Annotated in this window: 17 protein-coding genes and 2 pseudogenes; 12 read left to right on the top strand and 7 right to left on the bottom strand. The window is 58.5% G+C overall.

Going from position 1 to position 16,305, the window contains the following annotated elements; translation table 11 throughout:
• Window positions 1-4 precede the first annotated feature (4 nt).
• The 4 genes from BA011_RS06715 (at window position 5) to BA011_RS06700 (ending at window position 2,901) form a co-directional block, all read left to right on the top strand.
• Window positions 5-385, top strand: coding sequence for a hypothetical protein (locus BA011_RS06715; RefSeq protein ID WP_065279856.1), 381 nt, complete (start codon window positions 5-7; stop codon window positions 383-385).
• Entirely contained in the window at window positions 382-1,014 is a 633-nt protein-coding gene (locus tag BA011_RS06710) for a cytochrome c oxidase assembly protein (protein ID WP_065279855.1), read from the top strand. The genes BA011_RS06715 and BA011_RS06710 overlap by 4 nt, the downstream gene beginning before the upstream one ends.
• The gene (locus BA011_RS06705; protein WP_065279854.1) at window positions 1,005-2,051 is read left to right on the top strand and encodes a c-type cytochrome; all 1,047 of its coding nucleotides are present in this window, start codon (window positions 1,005-1,007) and stop codon (window positions 2,049-2,051) included. The genes BA011_RS06710 and BA011_RS06705 overlap by 10 nt, the downstream gene beginning before the upstream one ends.
• Window positions 2,052-2,163: 112 nt before the next feature.
• Complete coding sequence (locus BA011_RS06700) at window positions 2,164-2,901, top strand: hypothetical protein (RefSeq protein ID WP_065279853.1); 738 nt, start codon at window positions 2,164-2,166, stop codon at window positions 2,899-2,901.
• Window positions 2,902-2,914: 13 nt separating this feature from the next.
• Here BA011_RS06700 and BA011_RS06695 read toward each other — a convergent pair whose 3' ends face one another.
• Window positions 2,915-4,408: an FAD-dependent monooxygenase gene (locus tag BA011_RS06695; RefSeq protein ID WP_065279852.1), complete on the bottom strand. Its 1,494-nt coding sequence runs from the start codon at window positions 4,406-4,408 to the stop codon at window positions 2,915-2,917.
• A gap of 324 nt (window positions 4,409-4,732) precedes the next feature.
• A complete protein-coding gene (locus tag BA011_RS46080) occupies window positions 4,733-4,858 on the bottom strand; it encodes a hypothetical protein (RefSeq protein WP_257785317.1) in 126 nt (41 codons plus the stop codon).
• A 182-nt stretch (window positions 4,859-5,040) separates the two neighbouring features.
• Between BA011_RS46080 and BA011_RS06690 the strand changes: the two genes are divergently transcribed.
• The gene (locus tag BA011_RS06690; RefSeq protein ID WP_065279851.1) at window positions 5,041-5,268 is read left to right on the top strand and encodes a hypothetical protein; all 228 of its coding nucleotides are present in this window, start codon (window positions 5,041-5,043) and stop codon (window positions 5,266-5,268) included.
• A gap of 89 nt (window positions 5,269-5,357) precedes the next feature.
• Here BA011_RS06690 and BA011_RS06685 read toward each other — a convergent pair whose 3' ends face one another.
• Window positions 5,358-5,561: a CsbD family protein gene (locus tag BA011_RS06685; protein WP_017960350.1), complete on the bottom strand. Its 204-nt coding sequence runs from the start codon at window positions 5,559-5,561 to the stop codon at window positions 5,358-5,360.
• Window positions 5,562-5,730: 169 nt separating this feature from the next.
• On the bottom strand, window positions 5,731-5,904 hold the full coding sequence (locus tag BA011_RS06680; protein ID WP_231283788.1) for a hypothetical protein: 174 nt from the start codon (window positions 5,902-5,904) through the stop codon (window positions 5,731-5,733).
• 320 nt (window positions 5,905-6,224) lie between these two features.
• Between BA011_RS06680 and BA011_RS41210 the strand changes: the two genes are divergently transcribed.
• From BA011_RS41210 to BA011_RS06670, 3 genes are all read left to right on the top strand, one after another.
• A complete protein-coding gene (locus BA011_RS41210; protein ID WP_151343397.1) occupies window positions 6,225-6,419 on the top strand; it encodes a hypothetical protein in 195 nt (64 codons plus the stop codon).
• 126 nt (window positions 6,420-6,545) lie between these two features.
• Complete coding sequence (locus tag BA011_RS44985; RefSeq protein WP_029873198.1) at window positions 6,546-6,746, top strand: hypothetical protein; 201 nt, start codon at window positions 6,546-6,548, stop codon at window positions 6,744-6,746.
• Between the two features lie 108 nt (window positions 6,747-6,854).
• Window positions 6,855-7,292: an ATPase inhibitor subunit zeta gene (locus BA011_RS06670; RefSeq protein WP_237352593.1), complete on the top strand. Its 438-nt coding sequence runs from the start codon at window positions 6,855-6,857 to the stop codon at window positions 7,290-7,292.
• A 210-nt stretch (window positions 7,293-7,502) separates the two neighbouring features.
• On the opposite strand, the gene BA011_RS06665 is transcribed toward BA011_RS06670, so the two are convergent.
• From BA011_RS06665 to BA011_RS06655, 3 genes and pseudogenes are all read right to left on the bottom strand, one after another.
• Window positions 7,503-8,243 carry a TetR/AcrR family transcriptional regulator gene (locus tag BA011_RS06665; protein ID WP_335727674.1) on the bottom strand — a complete coding sequence of 247 codons (741 nt, stop codon included), beginning with the start codon at window positions 8,241-8,243 and terminating at the stop codon, window positions 7,503-7,505.
• 8 nt (window positions 8,244-8,251) lie between these two features.
• Window positions 8,252-11,360, bottom strand: a pseudogene (locus BA011_RS06660) (efflux RND transporter permease subunit).
• Entirely contained in the window at window positions 11,357-12,475 is a 1,119-nt protein-coding gene (locus tag BA011_RS06655) for an efflux RND transporter periplasmic adaptor subunit (protein ID WP_065282434.1), read from the bottom strand. Before BA011_RS06655 ends, BA011_RS06660 begins: the two are co-directional and overlap by 4 nt.
• A gap of 99 nt (window positions 12,476-12,574) precedes the next feature.
• Between BA011_RS06655 and BA011_RS06650 the strand changes: the two genes are divergently transcribed.
• The 4 genes and pseudogenes from BA011_RS06650 (at window position 12,575) to BA011_RS06640 (ending at window position 16,300) form a co-directional block, all read left to right on the top strand.
• On the top strand, window positions 12,575-13,168 hold the full coding sequence (locus BA011_RS06650) for a TetR/AcrR family transcriptional regulator (protein ID WP_065279849.1): 594 nt from the start codon (window positions 12,575-12,577) through the stop codon (window positions 13,166-13,168).
• A 179-nt stretch (window positions 13,169-13,347) separates the two neighbouring features.
• A pseudogene (locus tag BA011_RS41205) lies at window positions 13,348-13,482 on the top strand (beta-ketoacyl synthase N-terminal-like domain-containing protein); the annotation flags it as partial.
• A gap of 74 nt (window positions 13,483-13,556) precedes the next feature.
• Window positions 13,557-14,372 (top strand): oxidoreductase, encoded by an 816-nt coding sequence (locus BA011_RS06645; protein WP_065279848.1) that lies wholly within the window; start codon window positions 13,557-13,559, stop codon window positions 14,370-14,372.
• A gap of 371 nt (window positions 14,373-14,743) precedes the next feature.
• On the top strand, window positions 14,744-16,300 hold the full coding sequence (locus BA011_RS06640) for an ISL3 family transposase (RefSeq protein WP_065279847.1): 1,557 nt from the start codon (window positions 14,744-14,746) through the stop codon (window positions 16,298-16,300).
• Window positions 16,301-16,305 lie beyond the last annotated feature (5 nt).

The raw sequence follows: 16,305 nt of genomic DNA, 5'->3' as shown, positions 1-16,305 counted from the left end.
CGAGATGCGCCTGATTCCAAAAGAGGTGGAAACGCTCTGGACCCTGTTTACCGGGCCGGCCGTCTGGGCTCTGCACTTTCTTGTCTGCTATGTCGCGGCCGCCGTCTATTGCGCGAAAGCATCGGAAATTGCTTTCTCTTTCGGCATGCTCCGCTTTGCCTTGTCCATTGTGACGGTTTTCGCGCTGCTTGCCATTCTCGGCGCCGCCTGGCTCGCCTGGCGGCAATGGGGCTTCGGCAGCGGCGATCCGCCCCATGACGAACCGACGAGGCAAGACCGGTTGCTGTTCCAGGGCTTTGCAACACTGCTGCTGTCAGGCCTGAGTTTCGTTGCGGTCATCTTCGTATCGGTCCCGCTGCTTTTTATCGAGGCCTGCGCAAGATGAAGAACCTTGCTCTTGTCGCCGGCATCTTTGCCCTTTGTCTTGCGCTGGCGCTTCTTGCGACGAGTTGGAATGGCGGGTCGCTGACGGCGCATATGATCGTCCACATGACGACCGTCGCCATTGCAGCTCCGCTGCTGGCGATAGCGGTCAGCGGCAGGTGGCTCGATCCCGCCGTCCATCTCCCCTGGTTCGGGCCGCTACTCGCCTCGGTCGCCGAGCTCCTCGTCGTCTGGCTCTGGCATATGCCGGCGCTCCGTCGGCTGGCGGAAACGCGGCTTGATGCGATGTTTCTCGAACAGGCAAGCTTCCTTCTTGCCGGCATTCTGTTGTGGACCGCGTGTTTCCGGCGGCATGATGAAGGCGCCCAGAGGTTGGCGGGCATTATCGGCCTGCTCTTCACCTCGATCCACATGACGCTGCTCGGTGTCCTGCTGACACTTGCGCCCCGCCCGCTTTATGGGATCGGAGATGTCACCTGTCTCGGCTTCGCCCTTAGCCGTGACACCGATCAGCAACTCGGCGGTGTCGTCATGCTCCTGGTCGGCGCAGCCGCCTACATGATCGGCGCCATCATCCTGCTTGCCGACGTCCTCAAGCCCACGTCTTCAAGGGGCAACCAATGCGGATAAGGTTGAGACGGATATCTGCCGGCGCCGCAGTACTTGCTGCAGCTGGCCTGTTCGTCGCCTGGGCCGGCATCATCGACATCCGTGCAAGCACAGGGCATTGGCGCGTTACGGACTGGTTCCTGCATTGGGTGATGCGTGCATCCGTCCGCACGGCAGCGCTCGGCGGGCATGCGCCACGGTTTACGGCGGCGATGCTGCCGCTTGCCGCAGGTCACTACGAAACCGGATGTGCGGGCTGCCATGGTTCGCCGGCGATGCCGCGACCCGCCACCGTCGAAAACATGCTTCCCCCTCCGCCCGACCTGCAGCATGTCAACGCGACATGGAATGATGCCGAGCTCTTCGAGATCGTCAAACATGGCGTGCGCTACACCGGCATGCCCGCCTGGCCGTCGATGGAGCGGGATGACGAGGTCTGGGCCATGGTCGCCTTCCTGCGGGAATATCCAAGCCTCGACCAAGCCGCCTATCAGCGGCTCGCCGGCTTTTCCGCGACGGCAAGCCGGGACTTCGATGCGATCGTGAAAAGCTGCGAAGGCTGCCATTCGCCGGCAGGCCCCGATGAAACCAGCCTCATTCCGCGTCTCACAGACCAGTCGGAGACCTACCTTCGCGACAGTCTCGAGGCTTACGCGACCGGCAAACGTCCAAGCGGCGTCATGAAGGTTGCGCTCTCGCAGACATCGAGCGAAGACCGGAAAAAGCTGGCCAGCTATTTCGCCAGTCAGAGCGTAGCCACCGAAACGGGCCGACCTTCGGAAATGCTCTCGCGCGGAAAGCTCCTTGCGGAACGCGGTGACCGGACGCGTGGCATCGCAGCCTGCGCCGCCTGCCACGATGCTGCCGGTGTCAACGAGGCCTATCCACGCCTTGCCGGCCAGCCGATACCCTATCTTGAAAACCAGCTGGGTCTTTTCCGCAGCGGAACTCGTGGCGGCGGCCCCTATGCGGGTGTGATGACCAGGGCTGCTGCAGGCTTGACCGACGACGATATTCGGGCGCTCGCGGCCTATTACGGGGCGTTGCCCCAGGATTGAAGCTTTCCCGCGCGACGATGTTCGCCGGATTGCAAAAAGTGGATGATCACCCCACGGCCCTTCCTTTACAATCAGCCGTTTCGCCGTCCAAGGCAGATGGTAAGGGAATTCGATGGCTCGTCTTATTGGCGCAGATGAAGCGGCTCAATCGGAAAAGCGGATTGCAAAAGCCGATCGGCGGGAGGGCTTGGCGCGGAATGTTACGGCCATCAAGATCGGCGACTGCCTGCTCGGTTACAAGGCCGTCCAGCGCCGCATGCGGGCCAGCAGATGGAACCATTTCCGCGGCCGGATGCGCGAGATCGAAAAATTGATCAGGCACCGTCACGGAGACATCGTGCCCGAAGCCGATGACGCATTGATTTACGTCGAGGTGATCGCCGGCCTCGCCCTTGTCGAGTTCAAGGAAGAGTTTGTCGAAGTGGTGCTCGGCTGGGCGGCGCGATGGCTGCCCTGGGCTGGGAAAGCCGACATAGAGGACGTGATCTACGAGCGGACAAAAGTGCGCTTTTCTGATTTGTCCGCCGACGCGCTCGGCCATGCTTTGCACCTCAGCTACGCAGAACGGAGCGCCCTCGATATCCGCACCATCGGCGCCTTCGATGTGCCGAAACAGAAACGAGCAAAACTTCAAAAGGAAAAGCGGCGGCAGCGGGACCGGAGCCGAAAAGAGGAGCAGCGCCGTGCCGCCGGCGCGCTTTCCAGATCCGATTATCTCGCCAATTCTTTCAGCCAAGCGCACCCCTGGGAGGCTTTCGGCATCAGCCGTCGGACGTGGGAACGCCGCGGCAAACCCATGCCGGACCCCGCTATGATATCGGATTGCGGCTCGATCTCGCTCGCCGCTTAGCGCTTTTCGGCCTTTAGCCGAGTCGACCGAACCAGCTATTCATCGCCTCCTGCAGACCATCCTGCGTCCTGTCACCCACCCACGCCACATATCCGTCGGGCCGGATCAACACTGCCGCTGGCGCGGAAACTAGGCCCAGCGCCGGCAGCTCCCATGCGCCGTCATATCCGGCGTCGACCAACTTGATGCGGTCCGACCACGGCGCGATGTCGAAGCTGCCGGGCACGTCGAGGTTCAACAATACGGGTCGCGCATCCTGGAGCAGCGTAAAGAGACGCAGAGGGCCATCCGGCGTGGTGAGATCAAGGTCAGGCATGCGGCGGCCGAGCAGCGGATGCCCGTCGCCGAAATCGTAATGGATCGCCAATCCGGACATTTCGGCAGCGATGCGTTTGCGCGGCTCCTCCATGCCAAGCAGCTCCGTTACCACGTCACGCAAGGCTTCCGTGCGATCGTCGGTCCGCTGCAGTGCCACCTGCGCCATCGTCATGCGCAACACGCGGGCAGCAACCGGATGCCGCTCGGCGTGATAGGTGTCGAGCAAGGCGTCAGGCGATGTGCCTTTCACCACCTGGGCCAGCTTCCAACCGAGATTGACGGCATCCTGCACGCCGGTATTCAGGCCTTGCCCGCCGACCGGAGAATGCACATGGGCGGCATCGCCGGCGAGGAATACTCGGTCCTTGCGGTAGGCCGTCGCCTGCCTGGACATGTCGGTGAACCGTGAAATCCAGTTGACGCGATGGAGTCCGTAATCCGTTCCGAATGCGGCGATGAGCGCTTCCCTGAGATCGCTGAGCGTCGGTTCGGTCGTGGCGCCGGCATTCTTCTCCGGCACCATCACGCCGATCGGACCTTCCTTGGCAAAGACGATCTTGCCGTCGACGATTTCGTACTCCTCCCTGCCGAAGGCATAGATGCCAAGGACCGTGCGATGAATGCCCAATGGCGGCTCCTCTGCCATCTCCACCTCGGCGAGAATGTTGCCGGTCGTCGGATCCCATCCTTCAAACGCAATGCCGGCAGCCTTGCGAACCAGACTGCGGCCGCCATCGCAGCCGACGAGATAGCATGCCCTGAGCGAGGCCCCATCGGAGAGTTCGATGGTAACGCCGCTGTCATCCTGGGCGAAACCCGTTACCTCGAGGCTGCGATAGATCGGCACCGCCAGCTCGCCGACCCAGCCGGCCAGGATGCGCTCGATATGCTTCTGCCGCAGCGCCAGCCCGTAATTGTGCCGGGTCGGAAAATCGCTGATATCCAGACGCGTGACCGCAAAGCCCGTGACCTGAGCTATCTGCCCTGCCGCGAGGAACCGGTCGACGATGCCGCGCTGATCGAGAACCTCGAGCGTGCGTGCGCTCAGACCACCTGCACGCGTACCGGCAAGCTCCTGGTTGGGGCGGCGTTCGACGATCGCCACGTCGACGCCTGCCAAGGCCAGCTCGCCTGCCAGCATCAGTCCCGTCGGCCCTGCCCCTGATATCACGACTGCATGTTCCCTCATCCGCAATCTCCCCTGTTCCGACGCACTCTTTCAGGATTCCAGACAGAGCTGGCCCACTAGTAATCCGTCCTGCGCAGATGCCGATTTTCTCTGTCGCAGGTTTTCTCCCTATAATAAGAGTTCCATACTGGTTGGAAGGACTTGCGACAGGATGTCGGGCTTGCTCTCTAAAGCCATATTCCTTGCCATTTGCTGATCTTGTGCCGTGGAACCCAAGGCGTTTCAGCACGACCTGACCGGGTGGGCGCCGGATTTTGACAGGCATCTTTCCCGGTCATCGTCTGTTCTCGAACGGCGATCAATCAATGACTTGGAAAGGGTATCTTACTGCGAAGCCGGAGCTTTTTGCGGAATCGTCTCGGCTGCCGGTCGCTCGGACGGATCGGCGGGATGGCCATAGATCGTGTAGGCGGCGCCTGCCAGCACCCCGAGGACGAGAAGAGCGAGCACGTACAATATCATTCCGCGGATGGCCGTCTTCGGTGTCAGGATCTCCAGGATTGCTCAGCGGTCAAATTCAATGCGAGCGCTTTTGGTTCCGACGCGGCGGTTGTTCAGGTGAGTAGCCGCGCACGGAACGATCAGGTCCGGATTTGGTTTAACCCACATCCTCATCGCTAGCGGAGGCCATCATGTGGGCAATCCTGACCGGAGCCGCTCTCATCATCGGCGGACTTCTCTTTCTCTTTACCTCTGCGCTTGGTCGAAGACCGAGTGATCCGCATCGAACGCCGCAAGGCGGCACCACGCTGGAACCACGACGCCAAGGCCTCAGGTTCCTCGGTGTGTCCAAAAACTGGCCGGCGCTCGCCGTTATCGCGATCGGCGCCCTTCTCCTGGCTTTTGGCGGATATTCATGACATCCGACAGTCATCAACCGCCTTAACTCCTTCGGCAGCAAAAACCCGGCTTTCACCGGGTTTTTGTTCGGTCATTACCAAGTCTGGCATTACCAAGTCTGGCGGCCGGTCCAGTCATCGATGTCGCGTTTAACACGGTCCTTTTCGATGCCATACCGCTCCTGGATCTTGCCTTCCAACTGGTCGCGCTTGCCGGCGATCTGGTCGAGATCATCGTCAGTGAGCTTGCCCCACTGCTCCTTGACCTTGCCCTTCGCCTGCTTCCAGTTTCCTTCGATACGATTCCAATCCATGGTCGATTTCTCCAGTTGTTGATGAGGAGAAAACGGACTGCAGTGGAAGTTGGTTCCTGTGTCTGAGCCAATTTTACAAACCGTCGCGTTACCTGCATCGACGCACGTGAACGACAGCCCAGGCCATGCGCGCAAGTGCTCGCCAGCAGCCGATCGCCATCGGCTTCCTTCAGTGTTTGAGCAAATGGGCACCTATTGTGCCGACCATAGTGCGGAGATCGTCTTTCGACCGTACCCCATGCTCGAACATGGAGATCAACTCTTGAGCTGCTTTGATTGCACTTGGGCTATCCTTGGAGCAGCAGCGAGCGGCGCACCATTCGTCATAGATGTCTTTGATCATTGTGAGGTCTTCTGGACCCAGAGCCGACTTTGAGCCGTGCATACCTTGAAACATCGCAATCCTCCCAGATGCTGACGTGACACGTAACCACAACGCACTGATTTTATGCCAACTTCCGGAGATTTCAATGTGCGGTATAGGACAGAGCGAAGGTCAATTCCTGCGGCAAAGATGCAAGGCCCTGCCCGCGTCAAATCAAAACCACATCCAACCAATATAATCTGAACCTTTGAGAGACATAAATAGATATTTAAAAATTTTGTTCAGATCTAATTCAAATATTTCATTCGCATGTTATACTGTCCAAGAGGAGATGAACAATGGAACTCAATGTATTCGTCAGCCTCTACAATTTAGGTGGACTTGACGCACTTAACGTTTCTCTACGGAGTCTGCCGGATGAAGAAAGGCTTGGCGCATTACTCTCGCTGGAGAAGATAGGCTACGAAGTGATCTGGAATGCACGGAGAAAGCCGGCTTCCGCATATGTGTGGAGCGGCCCAAACGAACACTAGTTGTCAGATGGGAACAAAGACCTATCCGGAACATAGGGATGAGGCTTCACGACCTTGTGTCTCCCTTCAAGCGCTCAAAAAGGAGATGTTCCATCCACTATCGTTCCGAAGGAAGCGAGGGCGGTCATGATCCGATCCCAGATAGCCGACACGCAAACCGTGTTGAGCGACGAAGAAGTTGCCCTCTGCCAGAGAGTATTTGACCACATTAGCTCGGTGCGACAAATCACAACAGACATCGAGCGCGAAGATCTGGCTCAGCGAGTTATCCATTCGTACCAGCATGGGGTGAAGGATGAGGGCGCGTTATTGCGACTGTTGATCTAAGATCGCTTCTTTCCGTGAAATTTATACCGGCGCTTGCCAACTCGTTCATGATTACGAAAAGCGATGCTTCGTGAGGCTCGGGCTTGCGGCAGGTGCGGATAGAATTCCGTGACACACGATATCCAAAGAGATGATGACTTCGTCGTGAACGCCAAAAATCAAGTTAAATCAGATGGTGTGGCGTTTAATGTGCTAAAATACTCTGTAGGCGGAGATGACACAAATCAGGGAGAAAAAACGATGGCCGACTTAGGAGACCGCAAAAAGGCGATGGAGGATCAATACTTCCAAGACGCCGAGAGGTCCATCAAGCTCAAATCTCGCATGGACAGGCTTTTGGCGCAATGGATTGCAGGCCTCATTGGTCGGGATGATGTTGCGGGCTACGGCGCTGAAATCACTGATGCCCGCTTTAAAGGGGGTGGAGACGCTGGAGTTCTCTCGAAAGCTATATCGGATCTTCAAGCGGCTGGTCAGAACGTCAGCGAGCAAGACGTGGCAGCAAAGATGAGTGAATTTCTGGTCGAGGCCGCTGGACAGCCTTGAGCACGAAGCGCTCCTGGACTGCGGGCGCCTTCCATACGGCATGTAGCCGTCGGTCTCACCAGTCGGCGGCTGTTTTTACATGCCCATGTGTCATGCGCCAATCGTGTGCCGTAGTGCCGCAGGTGTATTCGAAGGCATGGGCCTAGAAGCGTTCGCCATTGGCGATCGCTTCTTTGATCAGCGGCACAGCCGACCCTCCTTTTGAGATTTTTAAGCTTTACTAACGAGGTGTGCAGTGCCACCAGGCACATCGCCTGAGCGACGTATTACCTCGTGCGATGCTGGGCATGTAGGTCGCCTTTGTTGGTCGCGCGAGCAACGACTTTCGTCATTCCCACCAAGTGCTTGCAGGATAAACGAGATCTGTTCACCAAGGCCCTCTTCAGCATTCCCGGCGTTTCGAACCCGTTCCTCGACGAGGACCGGGTGGTAAAAAGGCACGAATGCATTCATCGCACTTCGAGAAGCTATGGCTGCATCGATGACACTAAAACTGCCGGCGTCTGCCCCTTCTTCGATAATATTTCCGATGATCGCCACAAGATGAGCGCTATGGGCGCTAATAACTGGCCAGCTCTCCGCCGTTGCAGCGACGATCAAGTCATGGACCGGCTTCTCTTCAACGAAGTTCTTTCTTCTCTCCTCATGGAGCAGCTTGAAAAGACTTTCGAGCTTCTCGTGAGCCGGCGCCTCTTGCCGGGCGACTGCATCCGCCAACCGAGTAGCTTTCGCGATGAACCGGCCGCAGATCGACTTGTTGATCGCTGCCCTCGACGGGAAGAACCGGTAGATGTTGGCACTGCTCATCCCGAGGCATGATGCGATATCTGCGACAGATGTCTTCTGGTAACCGATGCGGCGAAAATGCTCTTCCGCCACATCGAGGATACGCTCGCGCCACATTTCGACTTCAGTGCCCGAGCGGCCCTGTGGGATCTCGATACGTGGCACGGACGCCCCTATTCTGCCGCCAGCGCAATTGGCCGCGCCTGATGTTCGACCGCTTCCTCTTTCCCATCTGCTTTGGGTGGTTTGATCCGAAACCACACAGCATAGAGGGCCGGAAGGAAGAGCAGGATCATCACGGTGCCTGCCGCCGTTCCGCCGATCAGGGTATAGGCCATCGACCCCAGAACACCGAGTGGGTCAGCGGTATGAATGCCAGGATCGCCGCGAGTGCCGTCAGGATAACAGGTCTTGTTCGCTGGACGGTCGCTTCGATCACGGCATGGTAGTCGTCGAGCCCGGCCGCCTGGTTCTCCTTGATCTGCTCTGTCAGGATAAGCGTATTGCGCATCAGGATGCCTGCGAGCCCGATCAAGCCGAGGATGGCGTTGAAGCCGAATGGCTGATTGAACAACAGCAAGGTCGGAACCACCCCGGCAAGACCAAGCGGTGCGGTCAGCATCACCATTGTCATTGTCGAGAGACTGCGAACCTGCAGGATGATGATGATCAGCATGGCAGCAATCATCAGCGGGAAGACCTGAGCTAGTGCCGTATTCGCCTTGAGGGACTCCTCGATGTTCCCACCCATTTCGATACGGTATCCAACGGGAAGCGATGCGATCAGCGGCTGGAGGGCCTTCATTACCTGTTGCGAAACCTCCGGTGGCTGCGTCGCCTCGTTGATATCAGACCTTATAGTGATGACCGGGGTCCGGTCGCGACGCTTCAAGATCGGCTCTTCGAACCGGATCTCGGAATGCCCGATCTGATCGAGGGGAACCTGGCGGCCATCCCGGCTCATCAGCGAAAAGTCGGCAAGTCGTGACGGGTCGAGGCGGTTTTCGCCAGCACTTCGAGCAACGACAGGCACGTTGCGGATGTTGTCGCGCACCTGCGTGACAGGGATGCCGGTGAGTAGCATCTGCATCTGCTGGGCAGCCTCCGATGGAGAAAGACCAATCAGATTGAGCCTTTCCTGGTCGGGGACAAATCGCAGAACAGGTGTTCGGTTGCCCCAGTCGCGGTTGGCTTGGCGGACATCGGAACGGTCTTCATGATCGCCAGAGCCTGCTCGGAAATCTTATAGAGTTCATCCTGATCAGGCCCCATGATCCGGAACTCGACCGGGAACGGCGTGTACGGACCAAACACGAGCTGGGTGACGCGCACAGAAGCTTCGGGAACAAGACCCTCCGAAATAGCGGCACGAAGGCGGTGCTTCAGTTCTTCGCGCGCATGGGCGTCCGGCGTGAGAACGACGACCTTGGCGAAGGCGGGATCCGGCAATTCCGGTGCCATAGCAAAGAAGAACCGGGGTGCGCCCTGCCCTACGTAACTTGTGACGATATTGGTCTCGGGCTGGGTCTGTAGCCAGTCTTCAACCTTCTTCACCGCGGATGTCGTCGCCTCGATGCTGGTGCCCTCGGGCATGCGCACTTCAACCAGTACCTCCGGGCGATCCGATGTCGGGAAGAATTGCTGTTTGACGCCGCCCATCCCAACAACCGAAACGGCCATGGTGATGCCCACCACGGCGCAGACCATGAACTTATGGCGGACAGCGAACTCGATGACGGAACGAAGACGACGGTAATTCGGCGTGTCATAGATGGCGTGATGACCGCCCTCGACCGGCTTGATGTTCGGCAGCATCTTGACGCCAAGGTAGGGCGTGAAGGTAACAGCCACGATCCAGGATACGATCAGCGCAAAACCGACGACCCAGAAGATGTTACCGGCATATTCGCCGGCCGTTGATTTTGCGAACCCCACGGGCATCAGCCCGATGATCGTCACCAGCGTGCCCGACAGCATTGGCGCCGCAGTATGGCTCCAGGCATAGGCGGCCGCCTTGATGCGGTCCATGCCCTCTTCCATCTTCACGACCATCACCTCGATGGCGATGATGGCATCGTCCACAAGAAGTCCCAGCGCAAGGATCAAAGCGCCGAGCGTGATGCGGTCGAAGAACCGCCCGGTTTCCAGCATGATGAGGAAGACCACGGCAAGTGTAAGCGGCACAGCAAGCGCAACGACAATGCCGACGCGCCAGCCGAGTGCGACTAGACTTACGAACAGCACGACGCCAAGCGCCATAGCGAACTTGAGCATGAACTCGCCGACGGCCTCATCGATATTGACAGCCTGATCGCTGACCTTGGTGAGCGTCATCCCCAGCGGCAGTGTCTCCGCGATCGCGGCGGATCGAGCCTCAAGCGCTTTTCCGAGATCAAGTCCGTTCCATCCCGCCTGCATTACGGCACCCAACATAATTGTTGGCTCGCCTTCATGGCGTATAAGGTAGGTGGCAGGATCTTGATAACCGCGCCGTACATCCGCGATATCGGAGAGTTTCAAAGTCCGGCCAGCGGCCACGATCGGCGTGTCGGCAACGGCCTGCACACTGTTGTAAGCTCCGTCGAACCGGATGAAGACCTGTGGCCCCCGTGTGTCAATCGAGCCGGCGGGTGTGACCGTGTTCTGTCGCTGCAAAGCAGCAGCGATATCTTGCGCCGATATGCCGAGTGTCGCGAGCTTCGCGTAGGAGAACTCGACGAAAATCTGTTCGGGACGTTCCCCGACGATGTTGATTTTCTTGATGCCAGGAACATGCAGCAGGTCCTGCCGGATGACCTCTGCCTGCCGCACGAGATCGCGCATCGGCAGTCCCTTTGCCTTCAATGCATAGAGACCGAAGCTCACATCGGAGTATTCATCGTTGACGAATGGCCCCATGACGCCCGGAGGGAGATTGCGGGCTTCGTCACTAAGCTTCTTGCGCGCCTGATAGAATTCTTCTGCCACGGCACTTGCCGGGGTGTTATCCTTGAGGGTGACCGTCAGGAAGGCGTAGCCCGGTCGGGTTGTCGTCTCGACGCGGTCGTACCATGTGAGTTCCTGAATGCGCTTTTCAAGCGGCTCGGCGACAAGGTCCTGCATTTCACGGGCAGTGGCACCTGGCCAGACCGAAGTAACAGTTAGGGTCTTGATTGTGAAAGACGGATCTTCGGCGCGCCCCAGCTTGACGAAGGCGTAGGCGCCAGCGGCGGCCAGCAGCACAATAAAGAACAGGGTGATGGCACGTTCGCGAACGGCGATGGCTGACAGATTGAAGTTCATTGCTTTTTCACCTCTTGCTGCGAGGCAATCCTGATGACCGCGCCGTCGGCGAGGAGATGCGCGCCCAGTGCTACAACCTGCTCTCCAGTTCCAATTCCCGTGACGAATGCCATCTCCTCGCCAATCTGCTGAACTTTGACCGGGGTGAACTTCACCGTTGATGTTGTGCCGTTGACGACCCACACTCCGGTGCGACTACCGTCATCCAGAATTGCGCCCACTGGTATAGCGACCTCCGACTGGCGGTCAGCATCGAGAATTCTAATCGTCACTGTCGAGCCAAGCGGGGCGGAAGCCGCATCGCCTTCGAGAACATAACGCGCCTCGTAGGTACGGGTTTGCGGATCGGCGGAATCCGAGATCTGCCGAAGTTTGGCCCTTCCGCTTAGACTTCCGCCTCCATAGACGCTGGTCTGCGCTTCGGAGCCAATCTTGGGCCGCAGAGTCTCCGGAAGCCAGACAACAGCCTCGCGCGGGCCCGCCTGCGCCAATTGAACGACGGTCTGGCCCGCTGCCACGACTTGTCCCGGATCTCCAAGGGTCTGGGTTATGGTTCCATCAGCGTCGGCAACAAGAAGCGTGTATGCGGTCCCATTTTCGGCCACTTTGGCGTCGGCTTCTGCCGCAGCAAGCTGAGCAGAGGCTGTGTCGAGCGCTGCTTTTGCCTGTTCATAACGCTGCGGAGTAGCTGCCAAGCCATTTTTTACCAGCGCCGCATAGCGCTTTTCGTCTGCTTGCGCCTGAACCAAGACAGCGCGTGCTGCGGTAACGGTATTACGCTTTGCTGTCAGCGCGAGTTGGAGATCGGTCTCGTCAATGCGCAACAGCGCCTGGCCTTGCCTCACCTGCTGCCCCACGTCGACCATCCTCTCGACGATTTTGCCGGGAACACGAAAACCAAGGTTGCTTTGTACCCGGGAAGCGACAGTGCCTGTGAAAGAGCGCTCAGCCGCACCGGTGGTGGTTGCCTCCACCATTCTTACGAGTGGTGACGCCGTTCTTGGATCAGCGGCCACCGCTTCCTGCTTGGTAGGTTCAAAAACCACGAAAAAGGCCCCGGCTGCGCCGGCCGCTGCCACGAGACCTACGAAAGTCAGGACAAGTTTGCGTTTCATTTTGCGTTTCTCTTCTTGACGGGCGACATGGATCATTTAGATTGCGATCTAAATCTATTTTTGTTATAGATGTCAAACAAAATCTAATCGGAGGTCTATATGAGAGTGAGCCGGGCACAGGCTGAGGAGAACCGCGAAACGGTGATCAACGTCGCAAGCCGTCTGTTCCGAGAACATGGCTTCGATGGAATTGGGCTAAAGGATCTGATGAAAGGGGCCGGTCTGACCCAGGGAGGTTTCTACAAGCAGTTCGCGTCGAAGGACGACCTCGCCGCACTAGCATCGCGGCGTGCGATGGAAAGCGCCACACGGAGATGGTCTACAGCGGCTGCAAACAGCTCCGATCCCCTTGAGGCAGTCATGGCGTTCTACCTTTCATCGGACCACAGAGGCGAAAAGTCAGAAGGCTGCCCCCTTGTGGCGCTGGGATCGGACGCGGCTCGCCAGAGAAAAGAGGTCAGGCGCCCATTTGAAGACGGGATCCGGGCTCACTTCGAGGTTCTGGATGAACTGATGGCCAGCGACACGAGCTCTAGTCCCAGCGGCAGGGCGATGGCCATACTGTCTCTCATGGTAGGCGCCGTTACGCTGTCGCGGATCATGGAAGACGAGAACCTTTCACGAGACATCCTTAACGCAGCGGCTGGCGAAGTCAGGCGCATTGCGCGCGGCGACGATGTCGCTGAAGGCTAAGCCGGGTTCAATGACCTGGCGCGGAAAAGTGCCGAAGTTTAGCTCCCTCCTGGCAAAGATGAGTGTGTCCTAAGGCTCCTGCATAAGCCGCATGTTTAGAGAACAGGCCCTTACCGCATCATCGGTCAAGAGGCTGACGGCATGCCCTATTTTTTGCAGTGAAGACAGGTGGAAGAAAGATGCGTCGTATCGTTGTCACAGGAATGGGAGCTGTCAGCCCACTTGGTGCGAATGTCGGGATATCATGGTCGCGCCTGCTTGCGGGCCAAAGCGGTATCCGTCGACTGCGTGACGATATCGTCGGAGACCTCCCTTTTGCACGTAAATCGCAGACAGCCTACCCGACTTTTACAAGACGCAGCTCATCACACAGAAAGAAGTGATTTCCATGAACAAGAACAATCTTGGCGTAGCCTTGGTGACTGGGGCATCCACCGGCATCGGGTATGCAACGGCCGCAGCCCTGCAGAACGCGGGCTTTCGCGTGTTCGGAACCAGCCGCCGCCTCGCAACCCAGAGGAGCGACGGTGTATCCATGCTGACATGCGACGTGACCGACGACGCGTCGGTGGCGAAACTGGTTGATGACGTGCTAGCGGAGGCCGGGCGCATCGATCTTCTTGTCAATAATGCGGGCGTGGGCCTGCTTGGTGGCGCGGAGAAGTCCTCAATGACCCAGGCTAAGTCGTTGTTCGACGTGAACGTCTTCGGCGTTTTCCGTGTGACCAACGCGGTGTTGCCGGTAATGCGACGCCAAGGGAAGGGCAGAATCGTGAATTTGAGCTCGGTGCAGGGGTTCATCCCCGCTCCCTATTTCGCGCGCTACTCGTCGACCAAACATGCCATCGAGGGTTATTCCGAATCGCTCGATCATGAATTGCGCGCCTTCGGCATTCGCGTTTCGCTGGTGGAGCCAGCCTACACCCGGACGTCGTTCGAAGACAATCTCGCCAAGCCGGATCAGGTGCTCGATATATATGACTCTGCGCGCGCTGGCATGAATGTAGCCGTGCAGAAAGCAATGGAAAAAGGCGACGCGCCCGACGTGGTGGCCAAGACCGTTTTGGCGGCGGCGACCGATCCGGCGCCGAAGAGGCGCTATGCGGCCGGGAAAATGGCACGCCAGGTCAGTTTCCTGCGCCGTTTCGTCCCCGCATTCGCATTCGATAAGAGCCTGCGAAAACAACTCGGGCTGCCAGTCTGAAACCGACGACATCCTGTTCCGCTCGATGAGCAGGCGTCTGGGCGCATTTCAGGAGATGGTTAGCGAAAGAACATCTCATGACAATGGAAGCATCGACGCAGGAAACATGGCGCCATTTGGCGCGAACGCTTGCCCCGGCGCCAAAGAGGAGAGTTAAAAGACTCTCAGAGACGCAGAGTTCGCTGCGGAGCGGGCGTGGGTCACCAGATTTTTCCAGAAAACTAATTCGGTCGAGCAATAGGAAACATCGCCTTCCATACGCTTGTCGCTTCGAACGTCCAGCTGTGTTTCGGCGTGCAAATTTGGCTCTGACTCACTTTTGATGAAATCAAGTGCTGGCTGATGTTGGTTTCACACAAGGAATCAACACCATGGGTCATTCGCTCCGCCTGTCGACGCTCGTCCCTCGCGGCTTTGTCGTCGACAATACAGCCCTTGATGATGAGGTAATGTTGATCGCAGTTCGGCCGGCGAGCAGAGCAAGCCTTTGCCCGGTTTGCGGAACAAGATCGGAACGAATCCACAGTCGATATCAACGACGCTTGGCTGACCTGCCGTTGGTGGGAAAGCCTGTTCGGCTTGTCATTTATGCGCGACGGTTCCACTGCGACGCAGTGTTGTGCGGCCGGCGAATCTTCACCGAGCGCTTCGATGGGGACGTTCTCGCGCCTTCGTCGCGGCGAACCGCCAGGCTCGACCACATCGTCCATCATCTCGGACTTGCACTGGGTGGCAGGCCAGCGGCCACCTTTGCCAAGCGGCTCATGCTGCCCGTAAGCAACGATACGCTGCTACGCGTCGTGCGGCGACGCGGAAGTCCGCGCTTTGTCCCGCCGACCGTCATCGGGATTGATGATTGGGCTTGGCGACGTAACCAACGCTATGGGACCATCATCTGCGATCTGGAACGGCGCAAAACCATTGCTCTCTTGCCAGATCGAGAGCCGTCTACGGCCCAGGCCTGGCTCTCGGACCAACCTCAGATCAGCATCATCGCCCGCGACCGCGGCGGTGGTTACGCGACGGCTGCAGCCAAGGCATTGCCACAGGCGACCCAGGTCGCTGACCGCTGGCACTTGATGGAGAATGCCAGCCGGGCATTCCTCGATGCGGTGCGCAAATCCATGCGCCAGATCCGAACCGCGATCGGAGCCGCCACGATCAATCCCGAACTGCTGACTGCCGCCGAGCGCATCCAGTACGAGGGATATCTTCGCCGCGAAGACACCAACGCCGCCATTCTCGATCTGGCCAAGTCGGGGGCCGCAATCAAGGAGATCGTGCGCCAGACCGGGTACAGTCGCGGCCTGGTCCGATGCGTGTTGCGTGGTCAACGGTCGGATATTTTCCGCGTCCGCGAGAACTCGCTCGAACTCCATCTGCCGTGGCTTGACGCTCAATGGGCGGCCGGACATCGGAATGGGACAGAGCTGTGGCGGAAACTCAAGAGCCAAGGGTTCCGCGGCTGCCTTCGCGTTGTCACCGAATGGGCCACACGCCGCCGAAAAGCGGAAAAGGTCGATGACGGCAACTTGAACCGAGCGCCGTCGGCCAAGACCATCGCGCGTCTTATGACCATCGGTCGCGACGATCTCTCCAAATCCGAGACCGTGACGGTTGCTGCGATTGAAGGCGGCGTGCCGCTGCTCGTTGAGGTGCGGGAAGCGATCGCCGCCTTCCAGACGATGATCCGCAAGAAATCCATCGCTGATCTCGATCCATGGTTGGAGAGAGCCAGAACAGGTTTGATAGCCTCCTTCGCTAACGGCATCGTCAAAGACCGTGCGGCCGTCAGCGCCGCGATCACTTCACCATGGTCGAACGGCCAGACGGAGGGGCAGATCACCAAGCTCAAACTTGTGAAACGCCAGATGTATGGCCGCGGAAAGATTGACCTCCTCCAGGCCCGCGTCATCGGCGCGGGATAAAATCC

The organism is Rhizobium leguminosarum, assembly GCF_001679785.1.
Classification (GTDB): domain Bacteria; phylum Pseudomonadota; class Alphaproteobacteria; order Rhizobiales; family Rhizobiaceae; genus Rhizobium; species Rhizobium leguminosarum_R.
The sequence above is the reverse complement of the archived record's forward strand: the minus strand, read 5'-3'. Positions and strand labels throughout refer to the sequence as shown.